Annotated in this window: 17 protein-coding genes and 7 pseudogenes; 14 read left to right on the forward strand and 10 right to left on the reverse strand. The window is 49.8% G+C overall.

Annotated features, from left to right (window positions below; all coding sequences use genetic code 11):
• Positions 1–65: 65 nt before the first annotated feature.
• The gene (locus HV037_RS04905) at positions 66–1,019 is read right to left on the reverse strand and encodes a LysR substrate-binding domain-containing protein (RefSeq protein WP_014837246.1); all 954 of its coding nucleotides are present in this window, start codon (positions 1,017–1,019) and stop codon (positions 66–68) included.
• Positions 1,020–1,175: 156 nt separating this feature from the next.
• On the opposite strand from HV037_RS04905, the gene HV037_RS04910 reads away from it, so the two are divergent.
• The 5 genes from HV037_RS04910 to HV037_RS04930 are packed head-to-tail and all read left to right on the forward strand — an operon-like array spanning position 1,176 to position 5,142.
• Positions 1,176–2,024 (forward strand): transporter substrate-binding domain-containing protein, encoded by an 849-nt coding sequence (locus tag HV037_RS04910; protein ID WP_074075384.1) that lies wholly within the window; start codon positions 1,176–1,178, stop codon positions 2,022–2,024.
• 23 nt (positions 2,025–2,047) lie between these two features.
• Entirely contained in the window at positions 2,048–2,719 is a 672-nt protein-coding gene (locus HV037_RS04915; RefSeq protein WP_042933959.1) for an amino acid ABC transporter permease, read from the forward strand.
• On the forward strand, positions 2,716–3,378 hold the full coding sequence (locus tag HV037_RS04920; protein ID WP_074075383.1) for an amino acid ABC transporter permease: 663 nt from the start codon (positions 2,716–2,718) through the stop codon (positions 3,376–3,378). Before HV037_RS04915 ends, HV037_RS04920 begins: the two co-directional genes overlap by 4 nt.
• A 4-nt stretch (positions 3,379–3,382) precedes the next feature.
• Positions 3,383–4,201 carry an amino acid ABC transporter ATP-binding protein gene (locus tag HV037_RS04925; protein WP_014837252.1) on the forward strand — a complete coding sequence of 273 codons (819 nt, stop codon included), beginning with the start codon at positions 3,383–3,385 and terminating at the stop codon, positions 4,199–4,201.
• Positions 4,198–5,142: a DMT family transporter gene (locus HV037_RS04930; protein WP_181500195.1), complete on the forward strand. Its 945-nt coding sequence runs from the start codon at positions 4,198–4,200 to the stop codon at positions 5,140–5,142. The genes HV037_RS04925 and HV037_RS04930 overlap by 4 nt, the downstream gene beginning before the upstream one ends.
• A gap of 580 nt (positions 5,143–5,722) precedes the next feature.
• Here HV037_RS04930 and HV037_RS04940 read toward each other — a convergent pair.
• From HV037_RS04940 to HV037_RS04950, 3 genes are read right to left on the reverse strand one after another with little or no spacing between them, the layout of a single operon-like run.
• Positions 5,723–7,336 carry an IS66 family transposase gene (locus HV037_RS04940; protein ID WP_014837254.1) on the reverse strand — a complete coding sequence of 538 codons (1,614 nt, stop codon included), beginning with the start codon at positions 7,334–7,336 and terminating at the stop codon, positions 5,723–5,725.
• 6 nt (positions 7,337–7,342) lie between these two features.
• The gene (gene tnpB / locus HV037_RS04945; protein ID WP_014837255.1) at positions 7,343–7,723 is read right to left on the reverse strand and encodes an IS66 family insertion sequence element accessory protein TnpB; all 381 of its coding nucleotides are present in this window, start codon (positions 7,721–7,723) and stop codon (positions 7,343–7,345) included.
• The gene (locus HV037_RS04950) at positions 7,710–8,042 is read right to left on the reverse strand and encodes a hypothetical protein (protein ID WP_071886350.1); all 333 of its coding nucleotides are present in this window, start codon (positions 8,040–8,042) and stop codon (positions 7,710–7,712) included. The genes tnpB and HV037_RS04950 overlap by 14 nt, the downstream gene beginning before the upstream one ends.
• Positions 8,043–8,119: 77 nt before the next feature.
• Here HV037_RS04950 and HV037_RS04955 point away from each other — a divergent pair.
• Positions 8,120–8,455: pseudogene (locus HV037_RS04955) on the forward strand (transposase); the annotation flags it as partial.
• An 82-nt stretch (positions 8,456–8,537) separates the two neighbouring features.
• Here the strand turns inward: HV037_RS04955 and HV037_RS24500 are convergent.
• The gene (locus HV037_RS24500) at positions 8,538–8,744 is read right to left on the reverse strand and encodes a spore coat protein U domain-containing protein (protein WP_233901304.1); all 207 of its coding nucleotides are present in this window, start codon (positions 8,742–8,744) and stop codon (positions 8,538–8,540) included.
• Positions 8,745–8,759: 15 nt separating this feature from the next.
• Positions 8,760–9,238 (reverse strand): annotated as a pseudogene (locus HV037_RS04960) (transposase); the annotation flags it as partial.
• 209 nt (positions 9,239–9,447) lie between these two features.
• On the opposite strand from HV037_RS04960, the gene HV037_RS04965 reads away from it, so the two are divergent.
• Positions 9,448–9,765 (forward strand): hypothetical protein, encoded by a 318-nt coding sequence (locus tag HV037_RS04965; protein WP_014837258.1) that lies wholly within the window; start codon positions 9,448–9,450, stop codon positions 9,763–9,765.
• 247 nt (positions 9,766–10,012) lie between these two features.
• Here the strand turns inward: HV037_RS04965 and HV037_RS04970 are convergent.
• A pseudogene (locus HV037_RS04970) lies at positions 10,013–10,204 on the reverse strand (fructuronate reductase); the annotation flags it as partial.
• Here HV037_RS04970 and istA point away from each other — a divergent pair.
• Positions 10,197–10,943 (forward strand): annotated as a pseudogene (istA, locus tag HV037_RS04975) (IS21 family transposase); the annotation flags it as partial. The pseudogenes HV037_RS04970 and istA overlap by 8 nt on opposite strands.
• 87 nt (positions 10,944–11,030) lie before the next feature.
• On the opposite strand, the gene HV037_RS04980 reads toward istA, so the two are convergent.
• Positions 11,031–11,687, reverse strand: a complete 657-nt coding sequence (locus tag HV037_RS04980; RefSeq protein ID WP_125295935.1) for a hypothetical protein — start codon at positions 11,685–11,687, stop codon at positions 11,031–11,033.
• Between the two features lie 129 nt (positions 11,688–11,816).
• Between HV037_RS04980 and HV037_RS04985 the strand changes: the two are divergent.
• A pseudogene (locus tag HV037_RS04985) lies at positions 11,817–12,033 on the forward strand (helix-turn-helix domain-containing protein); the annotation flags it as partial.
• A 33-nt stretch (positions 12,034–12,066) separates the two neighbouring features.
• Here HV037_RS04985 and HV037_RS04990 read toward each other — a convergent pair.
• A pseudogene (locus tag HV037_RS04990) lies at positions 12,067–12,540 on the reverse strand (transposase); the annotation flags it as partial.
• A 748-nt stretch (positions 12,541–13,288) separates the two neighbouring features.
• Between HV037_RS04990 and HV037_RS05000 the strand changes: the two are divergent.
• The 5 genes and pseudogenes from HV037_RS05000 to HV037_RS24510 form a co-directional block, all read left to right on the forward strand.
• Positions 13,289–13,846 carry a fimbrial protein gene (locus tag HV037_RS05000; protein ID WP_044349215.1) on the forward strand — a complete coding sequence of 186 codons (558 nt, stop codon included), beginning with the start codon at positions 13,289–13,291 and terminating at the stop codon, positions 13,844–13,846.
• A gap of 81 nt (positions 13,847–13,927) precedes the next feature.
• A complete protein-coding gene (locus tag HV037_RS05005) occupies positions 13,928–14,656 on the forward strand; it encodes a fimbria/pilus periplasmic chaperone (protein WP_042933963.1) in 729 nt (242 codons plus the stop codon).
• A 75-nt stretch (positions 14,657–14,731) separates the two neighbouring features.
• Positions 14,732–17,293, forward strand: a complete 2,562-nt coding sequence (locus HV037_RS05010; RefSeq protein ID WP_181500196.1) for a fimbria/pilus outer membrane usher protein — start codon at positions 14,732–14,734, stop codon at positions 17,291–17,293.
• Positions 17,290–18,327 carry a fimbrial protein gene (locus tag HV037_RS05015; protein ID WP_181500197.1) on the forward strand — a complete coding sequence of 346 codons (1,038 nt, stop codon included), beginning with the start codon at positions 17,290–17,292 and terminating at the stop codon, positions 18,325–18,327. Before HV037_RS05010 ends, HV037_RS05015 begins: the two co-directional genes overlap by 4 nt.
• A gap of 261 nt (positions 18,328–18,588) precedes the next feature.
• Positions 18,589–18,751 (forward strand): annotated as a pseudogene (locus tag HV037_RS24510) (IS5/IS1182 family transposase); the annotation flags it as partial.
• Between the two features lie 4 nt (positions 18,752–18,755).
• Here HV037_RS24510 and HV037_RS05020 read toward each other — a convergent pair.
• Complete coding sequence (locus HV037_RS05020) at positions 18,756–19,343, reverse strand: LuxR C-terminal-related transcriptional regulator (RefSeq protein ID WP_047683733.1); 588 nt, start codon at positions 19,341–19,343, stop codon at positions 18,756–18,758.
• Positions 19,344–19,459: the final 116 nt, after the last annotated feature.

Genomic DNA, 19,459 nt, shown 5'->3' on the forward strand with positions numbered 1-19,459 from the left:
TGGCGTGTTGCCATCATCTGGAAAACGATATCTTGCGACAAACGGAGATTATTAATTTGCCGTCATTAGCCGGACTTATGCAGCGTATATTCGCCGAGAATTTGCGTTCGCTCTGCAATATGATGTGCGGTTTCTTCTGTCAGCCAGTTAATCAACGCCTGAACGCGTGGCCGTTTCTCATTATTACGTGGGCTGGTTAACCACACCTGCCCGTCTTCGACGATATCGGTAAAAGGGCGAATCAGTGCGCCATTGCTCACTTCCGTCGCACACAAAGAGTGACGGCTTAAGGCGATTCCTTGGCCGGCGCAGGCGGCCTGGAGCACGAGGTCGGCGCGGGAAAAGCCGGTTCCTGCCTCGACATTCAGGTCATACAGCCCGAGGCGGGCAAAATAGGAGCGCCAATGGGTGCTATAGGCATTTTGCGGCATGGAATCATGCAGTAAGCGCAAACCACAGAGTTCGCTGTAACTGTGTAGATGCCGGGTTTTCAACAAATCCGGGCTGATCACGGGATAGATCACATCGTTGAACAGATGCCGTTGAATTAGATTTTTATCATCAACCCAAAAAGGGGTAATGGCGATATCGACCGCGTCAGATTTAAAATTGGCGGGCGTCATATCGGCATCAATTTCCAGGCTGATAGGGTACTGCTCATAAAACTGATGCAATCGGGGAAGCAGCCATTTGGTGGCAAAGGACGGCATAACCCGAATCTTTATGGTGCCCTCAAGGGTTTCTTCACCGGTTTGGTGCAACGTAGTTTCGAGGATGGCAAAGGCCTGGCGCACCCCGATAAACAGCTGTTCACCCTGCGGAGTTAAGCGTAGCCCTGCGGGCGTGCGGTGAAAGACCAGGTAGCCAAGCTGTTGCTCAAGCGATTGAATTTTCTGGCTTACTGCACTCTGAGTAAGAAAAAGATCCTGTGCGGCACGGGTAAAACTGAGATTACGCGCTGCGGCATCAAAGTAGCGCAAACCGTCGAGGGACGGCAAACCTGGTTTACGTTGCATCATCGGTTTCCCTGTTGCTAAATAACCTGCAATAAGCACTATTCATGCCAAAAGCATCATTAGCCGTGCTAATAGTTATCAGTTAGAAACCACCGTTTGTCGCCGCTAAACGAATGAATAAATATTATCAGCGTCATTCAAACTCGCGGAGAAACTCTGATGAAAAATAAACTGTGGCTGTTACTTTCAATGTCTGTCTTACAACTTTCGCCATTATTGATATCTACGGCCCAGGCTGATTTACTGGATGATATTAAGCAAAAAAAAGAAATAGTGATTGCCACCGAAGCACGCTATGCCCCTTTTGAAATGCTTGAAGATGGCAAAATAGTCGGTCTGGGAAAAGATATTCTCACGGAAGTGATGAAAGGATTACCCGGGGTGAAAGTGGTTCAGCTGGATATTCCATTTCAGGGGGTTTTACCCGGTCTGGAAAGCAAGCGATTCGATTTTGTGGCAACTTCTTTAACCATCACCCGCGATCGTGAAGCAAAATTCGCCTTTACCGCTCCCTTTTCTGACGCCAGCGTGGCCATTCTGAAACGCAAAGGGGATAGCCGCATTAATAGCGCCAAAGATCTCCAGGGCATGATTGTCGCCAGCCAGGCCGGGGCGCCGCAAATTGCGGTGCTAAAAGAATATGAAGCATCGGTACTTAAACCCACCACCGGTCACGGCGTTAAAGAAATAAAAGCCTTTATTGATTATAACGAAGCCTACGCGGCATTAGCGGCGCACCGTGTTGATGCGGTTGTACAATCGTTGCCGAACCTCGCGCCGTTGGTGAAGACCCGTGGTGATACGTTTGAAATTGTACGCCCGCCGTTTGGCCCGGCGACCTGGTATGCATGGGCCGGAAGAAAGGATGCGGATAGCGCCTCACTGGTCAAATTTATCAGCGACGGCATTGTGCAGTTGAATAAATCGGGAAAACTGGCGCAGCTACAAACGAAGTGGCTGGGTTTTTCTATGGCCGTTCCTGAGCAAGTGCCGACCCCGGCAAATTAATTTGATGGATACTGGAGGGCAATATGTTTGATATTTCAGTGGTGTTTCCCTATTTCCCTCAGCTATTAATCGGCGTGCTCAGTACTCTGGCGGTATCGCTGAGCGCGATTGTCATAGGATTGATTCTCGGTTGGTTAATTTGTCTGGGGCTAAACTCTCCGAGACGCCTCGTGCACTGTTTTTGCAAAACCTATGTCAGTTTTTATCGTGGCACACCGCTACTGGTTCAGTTGATATTAATATTTTATGCTTTGCCCGCCGTAGGGATCACCCTTTCACCATGGCTGGCAGCGGTTGTGGCTCTCTCATTAAATACCGCTGCCTTTCAAGGAGAGATTCTTCGGGCCGGCTTTAAAATGTTGCCCAAAGGCCAACTGGAGGCGGCACGAGATTTTGGTTTTTCAGCGGCGCAAACGCTGTTTTATATTCAGATGCCGCAGGTGTTGCGCACCATGATGCCGGCTTTGATTAATGAAACCATCGATATTATCAAAAATTCGGCATTGGTCTCGGTGGTGGCGGTCCATGAGTTGATGAGAGTTACTCAAACGCTGGCCTCAACCACCTATCGGCCGCTGGAGTTTTATACGGCATGCGGGCTCCTTTATTTTCTGACCTCGTGGGGGCTGAGTATTGTTGGCGCCAGGTTAGAGAAAAACCGCTCATCTTCGGCTCAAAGGGTATTAGCACAATGAATGTTGAAATACTTTTTACCTATAAAGATGCCATTGCCGCCGGTATTTTAATGACCCTAAAAATGAGTCTCGGCGGCATCCTGCTGGGGCTGGCGATCGGGCTGTGTTTTTTTCTTCTCGAAAGACAAAAACCGGCGTTATTTAATGTGATATATCATGCATGGATTAATGTGTTTCGCGGCACGCCGTTACTGGTGCAGCTCTTTTTAGTCTTTTATGGTGGTCCCTATATTGGTATTAATCTCGAGGCGCAACAGGTCGGGGTACTGTGCCTGGGATGTTATGGTTCCGCTTATTTTGCGGAAATATTCCGTGCGGGCCGTAATGCTGTCTCTGGCGGGCAAGTTGAAGCGGCGGCAGACCTGGGGTTAAGTCCATGGAAAATATTTACTTTCATTGTCTGGCCGCAAATGCTCGCGAGAATTATTCAGCCATTGATTGGTCAGAGCGTTATTCTGGTAAAAGAGTCGTCGGTGCTATCCATTATTACGGTCGGTGAACTTACCAATACCGCCATGACCATTGCCAACCAGACCTATGCGATGGTTGAAATCTACGTCTTAATGGCCATTGTCTATTGGGGGATCGCGGTCGGTATCTCCCGTTTGGGTAACAAAATGGAGCGCCATTATTCTTATTCTCAATTAAGCCGAGGTTAATACTATGCGTGATTACGCCATTGAGATTAACAATCTCAATAAACATTATGGCGAAAACCATGTTTTACGTGGTATCGATGTCAGCATTACTCCCGGAGAAGTCATTTGCGTGATTGGCGGCTCAGGGTCGGGTAAATCTACGCTGTTACGCTGTATTAACTTTTTGGAGGATTATAGCTCCGGCGGCATTGTGGTGAATGGCGAGTGCGTCGGCTATGAATCTCTCGGCGGCGAAAAACGCCGGCGTTTAAGCGACAAGGAAAATCGTCAGGCGTTACGCGACGTCTGTATGGTCTTTCAGCAGTTTAATCTGTGGCCGCATATGACGGTACTCGATAACGTAGCCACGCCGTTGCGGCGGGTTAAAAAGGTCTCCCGTGAAGCAGCCTACGCCGAAGCGAAAACGCAACTGGCACGGGTTGGTCTGGCAGACAAAGCCGATAGCTGGCCCGCGATGTTATCCGGTGGTCAGCAGCAGCGCGTTGCCATCGCCCGGGCATTGACCATGAAACCCGCCATTATGCTGTTCGATGAACCGACTTCAGCGCTTGATCCGGAGCTGGTCGGGGAGGTGCTAAAGGTCATCCGCAATCTTGCCGATGATGGTATGACCATGATGATTGTGACCCATGAGATGGGGTTTGCCGCTAAAGTCTCCGATCGGGTGCTGTTTCTTGCCGATGGCTGCATTGAAGAGCAGGGACCGCCAGCGCAACTGTTCCATCAGCCAAAAAGCCCGCGGCTGCAGTATTTTTTGTCGTCGTGGAGTGAACGCCAGTCGGGGGCGAGATTGCCTGAAACGGCGTTGCAGGAGTCAGCATGAAGCAGGGGATTGCTTGCGGCGCACTGGCAGGTGCATGCTGGGGATTCATTTTCCTGCCACCGATGTTGTTACCCGAGATCTCACCGCTGCTGCTAACCTGCGGACGTTTTGCAACCTACGGCGTACTGGCGGCAATTTTACTTATTCCGCAATGGCGCAGCATTGCCCGCGTCTGGCATCATCGCGATCTGCTGACGCTGATCCGTCTTTCACTACTGAGCAATGTGCTTTATTTTCTGCTGGTCGCGGCGGCCGTACAGCAGGTTGGCATCGCTGCGACCTCGTTAGTGATTGGCTTGATACCGGTGATGGTTCCGTTGCTTAGCCGCAGAGACCAGCATGCGCCGCCATTCCGGCAATTAATGCTGCCAATGGCGGCGATCGTCGCCGGAGTGGTGCTGATTAATCTGCATGCGCAACTGTCGTCCGCACACCCAATAACGGGTGGGAAACAGCCGATGCTGGGGATGCTTTGCGCCTTCGCCGCATTGCTGTGCTGGAGCCGTTACGCAGTCGAGAACTCCCGTAGTCTGAAAACGCTCCCTTGCAACAACAACCAGTGGTCGCTGCTGATTGGCTTGTGTACCGGAAGCCTCTCGCTATTGCTGTGGCTCATCGTCAGTATTTGTGGGTTTTCCAGTGTTGATTTATCGTTACCGGAGGATGTCCAAACGATCTTTTGGGCGATGAACGTGGTGCTGGCCGTGTTTTCTTCGTGGCTGGGGTATATGGCGTGGAATCTCTGTTCCCGGCGCCTTCCGGTATCGTTGACGGGCCAAATGGTGGTTTTCGAAACCCTTTTCGCGCTGTTATACGGTTTTATTTATCTCAGGCGTGTCCCGGATCTGCTGGAAAGTGCCGCTATCCTGCTGTTACTGGGCGGGGTTCTGGCCGCGGTGCATTGCCATCATCACTGCCGTTGCGTTCAGGCGACGGTATAGAACACCGTCGTCGGTTAATATGATAATGAATCGTGACATTATTCGTAGGGTAAGATAATTACTGGGTGAGCACAGGTTCAGATAATCATATATTTATCATTTGCTAAATTTACCCGCTGGTATAAAGCAGAGGCATGGCTAACAAAACCAAAAAACAGGTTTTATATAGCTTTCGTTGTCGTTATAGCGAAGATGAATATGAGCGTTCTATAAGCAAAATTATTATGTGTGCCTTGCAAGGCACACACAATAATGCCGCAGAGCGGGCCATTAGAGCCGTCGCGGTTGGCAGAAAAAACTCTTATGACCTTTGTCAAATATTTCGGCCATACTTGTCCTGCACAGCCTGATTTTTCGTAACGTTCCGGTGAACTCATATTGACAGGTCCTGTGAAGCCGATCGCAGATTTCTCCGGGGAACGTTCGTCAGGTGGTGAAGTGCTGAGTTCAGCTGTTTCGCGATTGTGGCGCAGGAACTGAGTCAGTTGTATTGTGGCTCTAAAGCTACGTGGGACGCGGGTTGTTGCTGTTTACGTTGTCAGGGGCGCAAGTCCTTAGTGCGGATATCGGGCGCTTCCTGTCAGGCTCCTTCGCCCCCGAAGGCGAACCCCGGCAGCGGCAGCAACGCGTCCAGCTCCTCTTCCGGCCAGCCCGGTAGCCGTTGCAGCACATCCGTCAGCCAGGCATGGGGATCAAGACCGTTCATCTTCGCAGTTTCCAGCAGACTCATTATTTTCGCTGCACGCTCACCCGCCGCAGCCGAACCTGCGAAGAGCCAGTTTGAACGTCCCATGACCACCGGTCGTATCGCCCTCTCACAACGATTGTTGTCCAGCGGCAACGCGCCATCCTCCAGGAAGCGGCTGAGCGTCACCCGTCGTTTGAGTGCATACGTGATTGCTTTACCCAGCGCGGAGCTCTCCGGGCACGCATCCTTCTGCTGCTCAAGCCACTGCCACAGTTTTTCCAGCACGGGTCGCGCATAACGCTGCCGCCACTGGCGGATCTTTTCCACTGGCCGGTGTCGGATCTTCTTTTCCAGCCGGTATAGCCCGGCTATCTGCCGGACCGCCATCGCCGCCCGCGGATCCTTGTTAGCTTTATAAAGGTCGGCGAAGTTTCTGCGGGCATGTGCCCGGCAACCTGTCAGCATGAGCCCTTTGTTCTGCCCGACCAGGGTTTCATACGCCGGATACCCGTCAACTACCAGGTTTCCGGCCCAGCCTTTCAGGTATTCCGCCGCGTACTTGCTGCTCCGCCCTGGTTGACTGTCGAAGCAGACGACAGACGGACCACTTTTTTCACCGCTGACGTAAGTCCACAGATAGCCGGAACGGGCTTTACCGCCTTTTTTCGTGTCCAGGATTTGCAAAGGCGTTTCATCGGCATGAAGCACATCACAAGTCAGCAGTATCCGGTGCAGTGATTCCGCCAGTGGCGTCAGCACCGCCCCCGCACGGCCGACCATATCTGCCATCGTGCTGACGGGCAGATGGATATCTGAACGGGCCAGAACCGGCTGCTGGCGGTACAGGGGCATATGGTCGCAGTGTTTGCTGATCACCAGCTGGGCGATGAGTGACGGCTCTGCCACACCTTTCGGGACAATGTGCGCAGGCATATCACCGCTGACCACCCGCTGGCAGCAGGTGCAGCCATACTGCGGGCGAACGTACCGGTTAACCACGACGCGGGCCGGGATATATTCCAGCTTTTCGCTCACTTCATCGCGGATGTGGCGCAGCGCACCCTGGCAGTCAGGACAGCTTTCGGTTGAGGCCGGTTCGATTGTTTTTATGACCCGCGGAAGATGGGCCGGTAGCGGTTTTCGCGCCGGACGTTCCGGAGCGGCTTTTTCTTCGGCAGGAAGCAGCGTGTCCAGTTGCGCTTCAACAGCCGCGATATCCGCATCCATATCCTCTTCGAACAGGGAGCGCTGCATGCCGGCCAGTGTTTCGCTCTTTTTCCCGAAGCGCTGCTGGCGTGCCAGCTTCAGCGCCTCTTCCAGCAGAAGGATACGTTGCTGTAGAGTGGTATTCTGCTGGCGAAGTTTTTCTTCTTTTTCAGCATTCTCAGACACGGCGTTTTGCACCATGGCAAGCGCCAGAGTACGAAGCTGTTCAATATCGTTTGTGGTGGAGAGAAGGGAGATATCCATGCGGGTAATTATATCGCACCCGGCATGGATAATCATTATTCTTCATAAGGTTATGGTGGTTTTTGATGCGGTTCCGGATGTATCCCGGAAGACCCATTTTGTGAGGTCGTGGCCTTTTACCTGTTGCCAGTCAACACCGCTGACAAGCCAGCTGAACTCATCGGGCGTGAGGGTCCAGGCGGCCTCATTTGCCCGGGGCCAGCGAAAGTGGCCTTTATGCAGACGGCGAACGCACAACCAGACGCCGTGTTTATCCCAGCGCAGCACCTTGATGCGCGAACGGGCTTTATTGGTGAAGACGAAGGCGGCGCCTTCGTGCCACGACGATTTGAGCTCATCCTGGACATACTGCGTCAGCGTGTCGATGCCACGTCGCATATCCACGGGCTTCACGGCGAGGAAGACATTTTCAGGCATCAGCATATTTGAGCGCCCTGAAGACATCGTTCAGCTGTGAAGGATGGCAGCACATGCGTATTCCACCGGGCAGAAAGAGCGTAACGGGTTCATTCACTGCAGGTGAAAAGGATCCAGCAGGTGGTGATGCTTCGGTGATATGAACAGGCAGTACCGCAGGTTCGCTGGCACGTCGTTCAGCCTTTGCGACATCCTGGGGCCATTCACGAAAGGAAGTGAAGGGAATGTCGTGAAGTTCACAGTATTGCTGGCGGGTAAGACCACTGGCCCGCCAGCTGGCAACATGTTGTTTTTTCTGTTCAATGAACCATCGCTGTTTCATCAGCAAGCATCCTTCATCAGTTAAAGATGGCGCTGATATTACCTGCTGAAATAATTATGAAAATATGAGTTCACCGGAACGTTACGGTTCACGCTGAGATGGCAAAGGCGTTCGCGTACCTGCTGAAACAGTGGGATGGGCTGAACGAATACTGCCGCAACGGTCAGGTGGAAATCGACAATAACATCGGTGAAAACGCGCTACGCTCAGTGGCCGTGGGGCGAAAAAATTATCTGTTCTTCGGCTCTGACAACGGTGGAGAGGCTGCGGCGATCATCTACAGTCTGCTCGGCACCTGCAGGCTGAACGGTGTGGAGCCGGAGAACTGGTTGCGTGAGGTGATCGGCAAAATCAACAACTGGCCCTCAAACCGGGTACACGACCTGCTGCCCTGGAACCTCTCTCCTGTAAAATAATCCTTACGCCACGTTCAGGACGGGGCGCTTACCAACGCACAACATCGGTAATATTATGACCGCCAACCGGGTCGCCGTCTCCCTAGTAACTGAGTGTCACTACCACTGTATCCTGATAATCCCCTGGCTTGGGCCAGTTCTGGACGGGAATAGCGCCATACACTACCAGAGACTGAGCGCTGCCCGTTGTGGAGATTTGGGACTGTACTTCGGTAGTGTCATTCCAGACCGTACTGTGGCTGGCATCCTGGTAAAGGCCATAGGGCACACAGATTGGGCCGTTACACATGCGTCGGCTGTTGCCGTCGGGAGTATCTGCGACCAGCTTTATGTCGTCGACAACCACAGCGAGTGGCAGCCCGTACGCATCCGTCATCAGGCTGCTCTTCCTCCCTGTTTCCCGCGGTCCGTGGGGTTTCGGCCTGTTTTTTTTAGCCAGACAGCGGTGATTTGGTCATGCTGCCATCCATCGACAGCCACGACCAGTCAATAGCATCCAACTGCTCACAGGCAAGCAGTCCATTCTGTCAGAAGCGTTCAAATACTCCGGCATCCCGCCACTCCTGGAAGAGGCGGTGGGCTGAGCTTGACGAGCATATTCCTGTAGCATTCAAATCATTCCACTGGCAATCTTTCTGAACATAAAGAAAATGGCATTCATGCCGCACGATTATCAACGCGCTTGCGATGCGTACACAGTGGGGGCTGAATTTTGTGTTCCAAGGTGAGTCGGGCCATTTTCTCCCAGAGTTCATCGCTGATCTGCCACTTGTTGCCCGCCATACTTTGCTCTCAGCAATTTCCATCATTTATTACCTGACAATCCCTTTTGGGATGGGTTCTTAGCATCATTAACACTTTGTTAACTTGAGCTGGTTTAAGTTAATTCAAATTTGATAAAAACATAAGGGTGCATTACCTGTATGGACGCTAACCCGGTAACGTCTTTTGACGAATAATGCATGTTACCGGCTGGCAATATGAGAATATAAATGAAAATTCTGATTAACTGGCCTCCTTTGCGCCAACTAATAAATTACATACAAGAGCGTTTCACCTTTCTGGTTTTGCTCTGCTGGCCAGCGATTATCTGGTTGGTTTGTCGGGTAATTGTATGGCTGACGGATGGCATCATGACGCTACTGGGAAAGCCGTTAGAGCACTCATTCACCGTGTATCTTCAGCTCTGTATGACGCTAAGTACCCTGCTGAAAATCTCGGTCACCTGGGTGCTGCTGCTGTTTATTCTGTTCAGCATGGTAATGGGGTTTACCTGGCTGCTGCGGCGTGTTATGAACCGTAATAAGTAAAAGACCACCTTCTAAGAAGGTGGCTTCTGTAAGTTGATTTTCCCCTGTAACTCCAGACTCACCGACTCTCTTATTTAGGCCTACCGTATCGACAAAGTACCCTCGGGACCAAAAAATGGTTACCCCAAAGCTTCTTTCTTCGATTGTAGAGCCTGATTGCGCCGCATACGCATGATAAAGACGGCGGGTGATGTCATTGTGCAGTAAAAAGTCTTCGCAAAGAAACTGTTTCATAAGATCTCCGGGATTACAGTGCGGCGACGGCCTGACGGGCACCGGCATCAAGTAACCGCTGATACGCACGTTTTACCGCATCAACAAAACCCTGCTGCTTCGTCAGGTGGTCACCGAAAATGGATTCAATCGCCAGCAGCTCATCCGTGCCGCTGACATAACGCATCCAGCCTGCCACACCCAGTGCCAGATGACGATACCAGTTGCAGCACGACTGGGGCGAAATCGAAGTGGAGGTTGCAGGACAGCGATGCAAAGTTAACTTCGCGGTAAATATGCTGGGGTTCTCCCGTCGCTTCCATGTCTTCGCGGCACCAAAACAGGATGCTGAACACACCTATGAGTCGCTGGTCCGCGCCTTCCGGTACTTCGGTGGCAGTGTGAAAACCGTGCTGGTTGATAACCAGAAAGCTGCAGTAATGAAGAATAACAACGGAAAGGTGGTGTTCAACTCCGGGTTCCTGTTGCTGGCCGACCACTATGGCTTCCTGCCACGGGCCTGCCGTCCGCGCAGAGCCAGAACCAAAGGCAAAGTGGAGCGGATGGTGAAATATCTTAAGGAGAACTTCTTCGTCCGGTACAGCAGATTCGACAGCTTCACCCATGTAAACCAGCAACTGGAGCAGTGGATGGCTGATGTTGCTGATAAACGGGAGCTTCGCCAGTTCAGACAAACACCAGAGCAGCGCTTCGCGCTGGAACAGGAGCATCTGCAGCCGTTGCCGGATACGGACTTCGATACCAGCTACTTCGACATCCGCCATGTGTCCTGGGACAGCTATATCAAGGTTGGCGGCAATCGTTACAGTGTTCCCGAGACTCTGTGCGGGCAGCCGGTCTCGATACGGATCATCACTGGATGATGAGTGCTGGTGGCGCCACACCGGCTGTGTTCAGCATTATCTGGTTGGCAAACCGTCCCGGCGCACCATGCCCTTCTATGACAGCAGGTGAGTATGCTAAGTGCCTATGAGGGATTGCTGTGATGCATGAACTTGAAGTACTGCTGAGTCGTCTGAAAATGGAACAGTTTAATGAAAATGCAAGGAACCACGGCGATACTGAAAAACAGCCATCAGTACCAGAAGAGGCAAAGAAAGCTCAAGAAACTCTTCCTGAGAAGTCTGCAGTGCAATCAGCCATGCAGGGCCATGCCAGCCTAAGACTTCTTTCAGAATACCAAGGGAGCGATCAATAATATTAGTCACGATGATAAGTAAAATAAAAGTCACAACAGTGATTGCGTACCCTTCATGTGCTTTTGCCGCCGACCAGACCCTACGCCCGTGGCAGGATAAAATATGTAAACAGGCCAGAACAATCGGCAGCAAAATCACCAGTGCCATAATTTTATCCTGCCAGGGCAGTTCACCGGTCCAGAAACGGAGTTTAAGCATACTCATTCCATTAATCGATTTATGCAAATCAGATTCACGAGCCATCATTGTAAATAATACACAAATGACTGACCACCGGGTCCATTTTCTACCTGCGAATGAAGGGGATAGAGTTATAACTATCAGAGCAATAGCATAAAAATACAATGTCAGACTCTCAATGAACTCTCCTTCCTGAACAAGATGAATCAACGTCTGGACAGGCATAAAACACCACAAAATGAACGTAAAAACTGAAACCAGAACAGTAAATTTAACAGCAATAAACGGGGTGTTAATAAACGACATCATTTCTTCCTGAAAATATTTTATTATACATCTGGATCTGTAAATATTTTTATTAATTTATGCTCAATTTCAATCTGTAGGGTATATACCCGTGATCATTGAAGATGCTTGATTTTCAAGCAAGAGGGGATCATGCCGTTCACCATAAAAATCTTTATCACTGACCAGTAAAAAGCTGAACTTGAACGTCTTCATGGCTCCAGTCGTGATAAGCGCGTTTGCGATCGTATTAAAGCCATTCTTCTGACCTCCGAGGGCTGGAGTTCAGCCATGATTGCTCAGACTTTACTTGCATCAGACGACGGTTGATCGCCATATCAGCGAGTTTCTGAACAAATGGAAGCTGAAGCGTAAGCGCACCGTGAAGGACGTGGGGTAAAAATTAGTTTACAGAGAGAGTTACGTTCCAGGGCAACAGTTCTTTCACGCGGTTGGCAGGCCATGTATTGATGACGCTGACCACGTGCCGCAGCCAGGCCTCCGGCTCAATGCCGTTAAGTTTACAGCTACCGATCAGGCTGTACATCACTGCTGCACTGTCGCCACCACCATCAGAACCGAATAACATATAGTTACGCCGCCCCAGCGCAACCACCCGGAGGGCGTTTTCACACAGATTATTGTCTATCTCCACCCAGCCATTGCGACAGTATTCGTTCAGGGCATCCCATTGTTTCAGCAGGTATGTGAACGCTTTCGCCGTATCTGAGTGACGCGACAGCATGCCCATCTGCTGCTGTATCCAGTCGTACAGTGACTGCATCAACGGCATGTTTCTGGCTTTCCTGGCGGTCAGTCGCTCTTCTGCCGGACTGCCGCGGATCTCCGATTCGATAGCGTACAGAGCCCCGATACGGTTAGGGGTAGTGACCGGGTAACTGCTCTAATGCGCTCAGCAACTGTGTTTCCAGCTCTGTCATCCTGCTCTACTCCCGTACCAGCTTCACCGCGTTCCGCTTCCCGTTGCCCGCCGTCCAGCCCGCTTCGGCTTTCATTCCCTCCGGCAGCGCCGGTGGCAGAGTGGCAGACAAGTCGTTATCCGGCAGGCGAAGGGGCGAGAAGACCTTACAGGAGACAATATGAATCAGGGCAAGGCCTCTGACGTACCAGTTACGGACATGCTGAATTTTTTACGTGGTGGTGTGGGGGCATGCTTTTTGTCTTAGGGAATAAACATAACCACGATGCTACAGGGCTGAAAAAATTTGAAGATGTGAGTTCACTAGGCGTTACTTACGAAGCGTGTTGGCAGACCATTTAACGTGCAATTCGTGATAAAGTCGAAACATTTAAACATGTTGCTAAATGTAAAATATTGGAATATTATTCTTACCTTTATGTATTTTCGCAAAATACAGGACGATTAATCTTGTTTAAAAGCAGATTGTTCCTATTTTTGCTATTGCAATTCCAATCAATAGTCATTTCTTGATAGGCCCCCCCCCTAACAATGAGTGGTTTTCGATTGTTTTAAACGATTTAACATTCTGAATACACTTAGACTATATTCTGTCCAGCAATGGATTCATCGTGCTTCATTCCTGACAAGGAGTAGCATCGCTGAATGTACTTTATAAGCGTATTAATTCATCGAGAGTCTAAATATGAAAATCTCTAAACTGTCTGCTGTATTGGCATTGGCTGTAAGCACTGCTGCAATTTCTTCTTTCTCAGCTCAAGCTACTGACGGGACTATTACTTTCAATGGTAGAGTGACTGACCAAACTTGTACTATATCCACCCCAGGCGGTAAAGATTTCACCGTAACTCTGCCAACTGTTTCTGCCTCTACTCTGGCAGCTCAGAGCGCAACTGCTGGCCGTACTCCGTTCGCGATCAATCTGAGCGACTGCTCTAAAGGCAATGTGGCTACTTATTTCGAGCCGGGCGCTACTGTTGATTTCAATACTGGCCGTCTGAATAACCAAGCGCAGACTGACGCTGCAACTAACGTACAGATTCAGTTGCTGGGCAGCAACAACCAATTCCTGCCAATCCTTGCTGCTGGTACTAATGGCGCGCAGGAGAACTCCCAGTGGGTTACCGTTGCTAACGAAGGTGACTCTGCTGACCTGAACTACTACGCTGAATATTACGCTACCAGCGCTGCCGGCGCCGGTGATGTAACTTCTACCGTCCAGTACACCATTATTTATCAGTAAGTAATATTTCTTTAAGAAATATTCTTATCCCGGTGGGGATGTTATGTCCCCACCGTTTTCCCTTACTGTAGCGATAATATAATGAAGAACTCATTTAAAAAATACAGCCTATTGCTGAGCGCCATGTTGTTCAGCAGCAGCGTTTTTTCCAGTGTCATTATTAACGGTACTCGTATTATTTATCCGGGGAAGCAACGGGAAGTTACCGTCCAATTATCAAATAATGGTGCTTCACCGGCACTTATTCAGTCTTGGATTGATGAAGGCGACGCAAAAACCACACCAGAAAACAGCAAAGCGCCATTTATCATTTCACCGCCAATCAGCCGTGTTGAACCGACTACCGGCCAAGCGCTGCGTGTTTCATTGACCACGGCGAGTTTGCCGCAAGACAAAGAATCCTTGTTCTGGTTGAACGTACTGGAGATCCCGCCAGCACCAACCGGGGCTAACAATAGTGCACCTGAAAACTATTTACAGGTGGCATTCCGTTCCCGCGTAAAACTGTTATATCGGCCTACTGGTCTGCCGGGGGAAGCGAATGATGCACCCGAAAAACTGCAGTGGCGTTTCAGCACTGCGGGCGTCAGCGTGAAAAACCCAACGCCGTACTATGTGTCATTTACCGAGATTAATGCAGTCGTAAATCAAAAACGTGTGCCATTGGCCCCGAACGGTGACATGCTGGCACCTGGGCAGGAAAAAACATTGTCCTTCTCCGGTGACATCACGCGTATTGCTGATATTGCTTACACCACCATTAATGATTTTGGCGGACGCGTGTCCCGTACTAAGAATAAGCAAAAGTAATTCTTGGAACAGAGTTTCAGGCCCAGAACAATTTATTTCAGAGAGCGGGCTTAATTTGGTAAAGGAATGCTTTATATGAAAGAGTTACCTATCTCTGCAGCGATTAAAATGGCGTGGCCCAATTATAAATCGATTCTACTGTTAAGCGGCAGCGCGCTCTGTATGGCGGCCCCTGCAGCGTCTTGGGCGAATGGAGGGGCTGATAGCAAAAAGCCTACGGCACCGGTTGAAGCGACCTTTAACAGTAGCTTCCTGGTTGGGGAAGCGCAAGGTGTGGATCTTTCACGCTTCCGTGATGGTAACCCGATCTTAGCGGGAAAATATTCGCTCGACGTGTATGTGAACGGCGAGTGGAAAGGCAAAAAAAACATCGACTTTAAAAACGTGCCGGGAAAAAACAGCGCTGATACCTGCTTTACCCTACTGTCGTTGGATGAGTTTGGTGTAGACACCGCGACAATGAGCGGGGACCCTGCGGTTAATACCGAGACGTGCAAAACTCTGGCTCAGTGGGTGCCTGAAGCCTATTACCGTTTGGACACCAGTACACTGCGCATGGATATCAGTATCCCCCAAGCGGCGCTGCGGCGCAGCGCTCGCGGCTATGTAGATCCGCGCTTCTGGGATCGTGGCATTACCGCCGGCAGCTTGTTGTATAACTTCAATGCGTTCAATACTCACAGCTCCGCCAACGGCAGCAATTCTGATTCAACTAATGCATACTTAACTTTGAACGCCGGGCTGAACGTGGCTGGTTGGCAACTGCGTCATGACTCCAACGTGAACTGGCGTTCTAACGACAGCACTCATTGGCAAAATACCGCGACTTACGCGCAGCGGGCAATGCCGTCTATCCGCGGCATGCTGACATTGGGTGACAGTTACACCAGCGGTGATTTCTTCAACTCCATAGGTTTTCGCGGTGTTCAGATCGCCACGGATGATCGCATGCTGCCTGATTCCTTGAACGGGTATGCGCCGGTTGTGCGTGGGGTCGCGCAAAGCAATGCTCTGGTGGAAATACGCCAGAATAACCAGCTAATCTATCAAACTACCGTTGCTCCGGGCGAGTTTATCATCAACGATCTCTATCCTACGGGTTACGGCGGCGATCTGAATGTTACCATAAATGAGGCCGATGGCAGCAAACGCCAGTTCAGTGTTCCCTATGCTTCGGTAGCGCAGATGCTTCGTCCAGGCATTCAGCGTTATGCAATAACCGCGGGTCGAGTACGCGATGATAATTTAAGCAAGGAACCCGATATGTTCCAGGCGACTTATCAGCGCGGTTTTACCAACATTATTACGGGATACACAGGTGGGATCGTCAGTGATGGCTATGGCGCAGTGCTGGTGGGCAGCGCGGTTGCGACACCGATCGGCGCATTTGCGTTCGACGTAACGCAGTCTAATACCCGACTGAAGCAAGGTGATCAGACAGGACAGAGTTATAAGCTCAGCTATAGCAAACTGATGGCCGAAACTAATACCAACTTCACTATCGCCGCTTATCGCTATTCAACTTCCGGCTACCTATCTTTGCAGGATGCCGTCTACTCCCGAGACAATGAACGCAAGGGATTGAGCGTAGATGCGGTTAACCGCCAGCGTAGCGAATACCAGCTGACGCTGAACCAAGGGCTGGGGGACAATTACGGTTCCTTGTACATCACCGGTTCGGTGCGTGATTACTGGAACCGTGGTGGGAGCACCAAGCAATACCAGGTGGGCTATAACAACTATTACAGTCGTGTGACCTATGGCCTTTCCGCTATGCGTACCACGGATATGTATAACCGAGATGAGACTCGTTATTACCTGACATTGTCGGTTCCATTCAGCGTCGGTTCGCAGACCCTGAGCCTGAATAGTTCACTAGGCTATACCGACAACGGCTACGACAGCAGTCGTGTGGGCCTGAATGGTTCAACCGGCGAAGACAACAACATCAGCTATAGTGCCACGTTGGCCAACGATCGTTCCGGCGGGACTAACAGTAGTGTGAGCGGTGAATACCGTAGTCGTTTTGCCACGATGAACGGGTCCTACAGCTATGGTAAAGATTACCGTCAATCTTCGATCGGCGTATCGGGTAGCGTCGTTGCCCATAGCGGTGGTGTCACACTGACACCGCAACGCGGGCAGACCATGGTGTTGGTGGAAGCCCCGGACGCCGCCGGCGCGATTGTGACCAACTCGTCAGGCGTTCGTATCGATGATAACGGTTATGCAGTGGTTCCTTATGTTGCGCCATATCGCATGACGAGCGTAACGCTCGATCCGAGCGGCATGTCGCGCGACGTTGAATTGGAAAGCAGCAGCCAACAGGTTGCACCCTATGCCGGTGCGATTGCCCGGTTGGAATTCAAGACAACGAAAGGCCAGGCGTTGATCATTCATGCACTCGGCTCTGATGGCAACGCGTTGCCGTTTGGCGCCGAAGTGCTGGATACCCGTAATCAGGTGGTCGGCATTGTTGGGCAGGGCAGCCGTATCTACTTGCGTACCGAAGCTCAGAAAGGTTTGTTGCAAATTAAGTGGGGCACACAGCCAACGCAGCAGTGCTCTGTCAGCTACAGCGCTAAGGCGCAAATTAATAATACTGACTACGAAATTATTGAAGCGAGTTGCAAATGATAAAGTATACATGTGTTCCATCGCTGAATAAAACGGCAGCGAAATGCCTGATGCTGCTCGGACTGCTAATGGCAGGTGGTCAGAGTGCTTATGCCGCCTGTTACGTCAATAATGGCTACAAGGCGCAAGTGATCAACATGAATCTTGGGCGTGTGCTGGTTACACCAAGCAGCCAGGTTGGGGATACTTTGGTCACCGCTCAGTTCACGATTAACCCGGTCTCTAGGTATGGCAGTTGTACTAATGGCGGCAACGCGATTGGGGAGATCCTCCAGGGCAGCCCGACGAGCTTCAGCAATGTGTGGAGTACCAATATTCCAGGTATCGGGATTCGTTTATACCGAGAAGCGGGGAGTATAAGTACCTATTATCCCCATACCTTGCGGTTGAACGGCAACATTGCTGTCAACCTGAACGGTGGTTATTTCAAGATCGACATTGTTAAAACCGCCGCACAAACCGGTTCTGGGCAACTGGTCCCTGGAAAGTACACGACTTATTATATGGATGGCTCTGGACGGAACTTACCGATGCTGGAATCGATCGTCGACGCCAACAGTCTGACAATCGTTACATCGACTTGTAACGTGGACAGCGGTTCCAAGAACAAGGTGGTTAATCTGGATACCGTCACCGCAGCCTCATTTGGTGGTGTAGGTTCAACGCAGGGCGAAAAGGCATTTGATATCAATATTAATTGCGTTGGTGGCATTGGCGAGGATCTGTTGCCGGGCAATGCGGGGCAAGGGATCGTCAATGTACGTTTTGACTATACGCAGGATGCTTCCAATGCTCCTGGCGTGATCAAATCCGAACCTGGTGCCAACACCGCATCCGGCGTTGCCATCCAGCTGTTGACTGGCAATACGACCCAGCCGATCAAGAATGGTGATGCGGTCAATGCCGGACGTATCATTCCTAACCAGTCCAATACGCTAACGTTGCCGCTGAAGGCGCGTTACTATCGCACTGGCTCGACAATTAAAGGCGGCAATATAAAATCGACCGCCACCTTTACCATCGAGTACAACTAAGCCGCGTTCAGACGAAAAAGCCAATGGAGTTACCCATTGGCTTTTTTGTTACGGAATCCCATGAATAATCTAAAAAAATCAGAAAGAGATTATCTCGCCTGTCACATCGGGGCAGGAAACAGGCGCTGATGCCGCCTGCCTATTCCGCGTTAATCCTTCCACCGTGGGGTTGATACCGGATGACGGATATAAATCTATGCGGGGGATTGATAGCAGAGCATGGTCCGCAAATCTGACAGCGTTGAATTATTGGCAGTGTGGGCAGAAAATGCCAAACACTCTGATTTTAAATTACATCGTCGGGTTGCCTAAAGAACTACTTTCGCCGGATCTGACCCGATGGGAAAAGAAGGGCAAAAATGACGAAGCCTTGTTACATTTTGCATGTGGTCTCGTCGTCTGGAATAAAGTCATATTGAGATAGATTTTTATTCAAAATTTAATTCATCATCGGCTTTTAACTTGACCATAAAATTATATAAGTCATGTGTGTTTTTTAATTTAAGTTTACTTACGATTTTCAACCTATGAGAATATACTGTCTTAAAATTAACATCTAAAATTGAAGATATTTTTTTACAATCATATTCGCTGGATATTAAGTCGAAAATAATTAATTCCCTTTGTGTTAAAGTATGAATGTAAATATATCGATGATATACTCCGTCAAGTATTTTTTGATAATCTGAAAGCGGAGATTTAAGATCTATAACAATTATTTTTGAAAAGAGGATTAGTCGATAATATGGAAAGGACTGAACATTATCAACTATGAATACAGGTACAGAATCAACAGGATTCAATAAATTATTATTGATAAACTTGATCTTCTCATAGCAGGACAAGTTATCTTTTGCTAAATTAAAAAAAATTATACTGCTGGTGTGATTCTCTATTTTAAAGTTACAACTTTCAGAGAAAGGTAATACATCAATATTTTTATTGATACTGCTGATAAATAACTGGATTGCCATTCCTGAAATATTATCTTCAGTGTAGATTTTTATTTTCTTCATCCGTATATCCTACGTATGGTCTACATTTCTTAAATATTTATCCTAGTGCATATCTCACACAACCCGATCTTTTATTCCGAGATGTTCCGAACTTACTTCCCTGTTTAATTTGAGCA

Source organism: Citrobacter sp. RHBSTW-00017 (genome assembly GCF_013797615.1).
Taxonomy (GTDB): Bacteria; Pseudomonadota; Gammaproteobacteria; order Enterobacterales; family Enterobacteriaceae; genus Citrobacter; species Citrobacter braakii.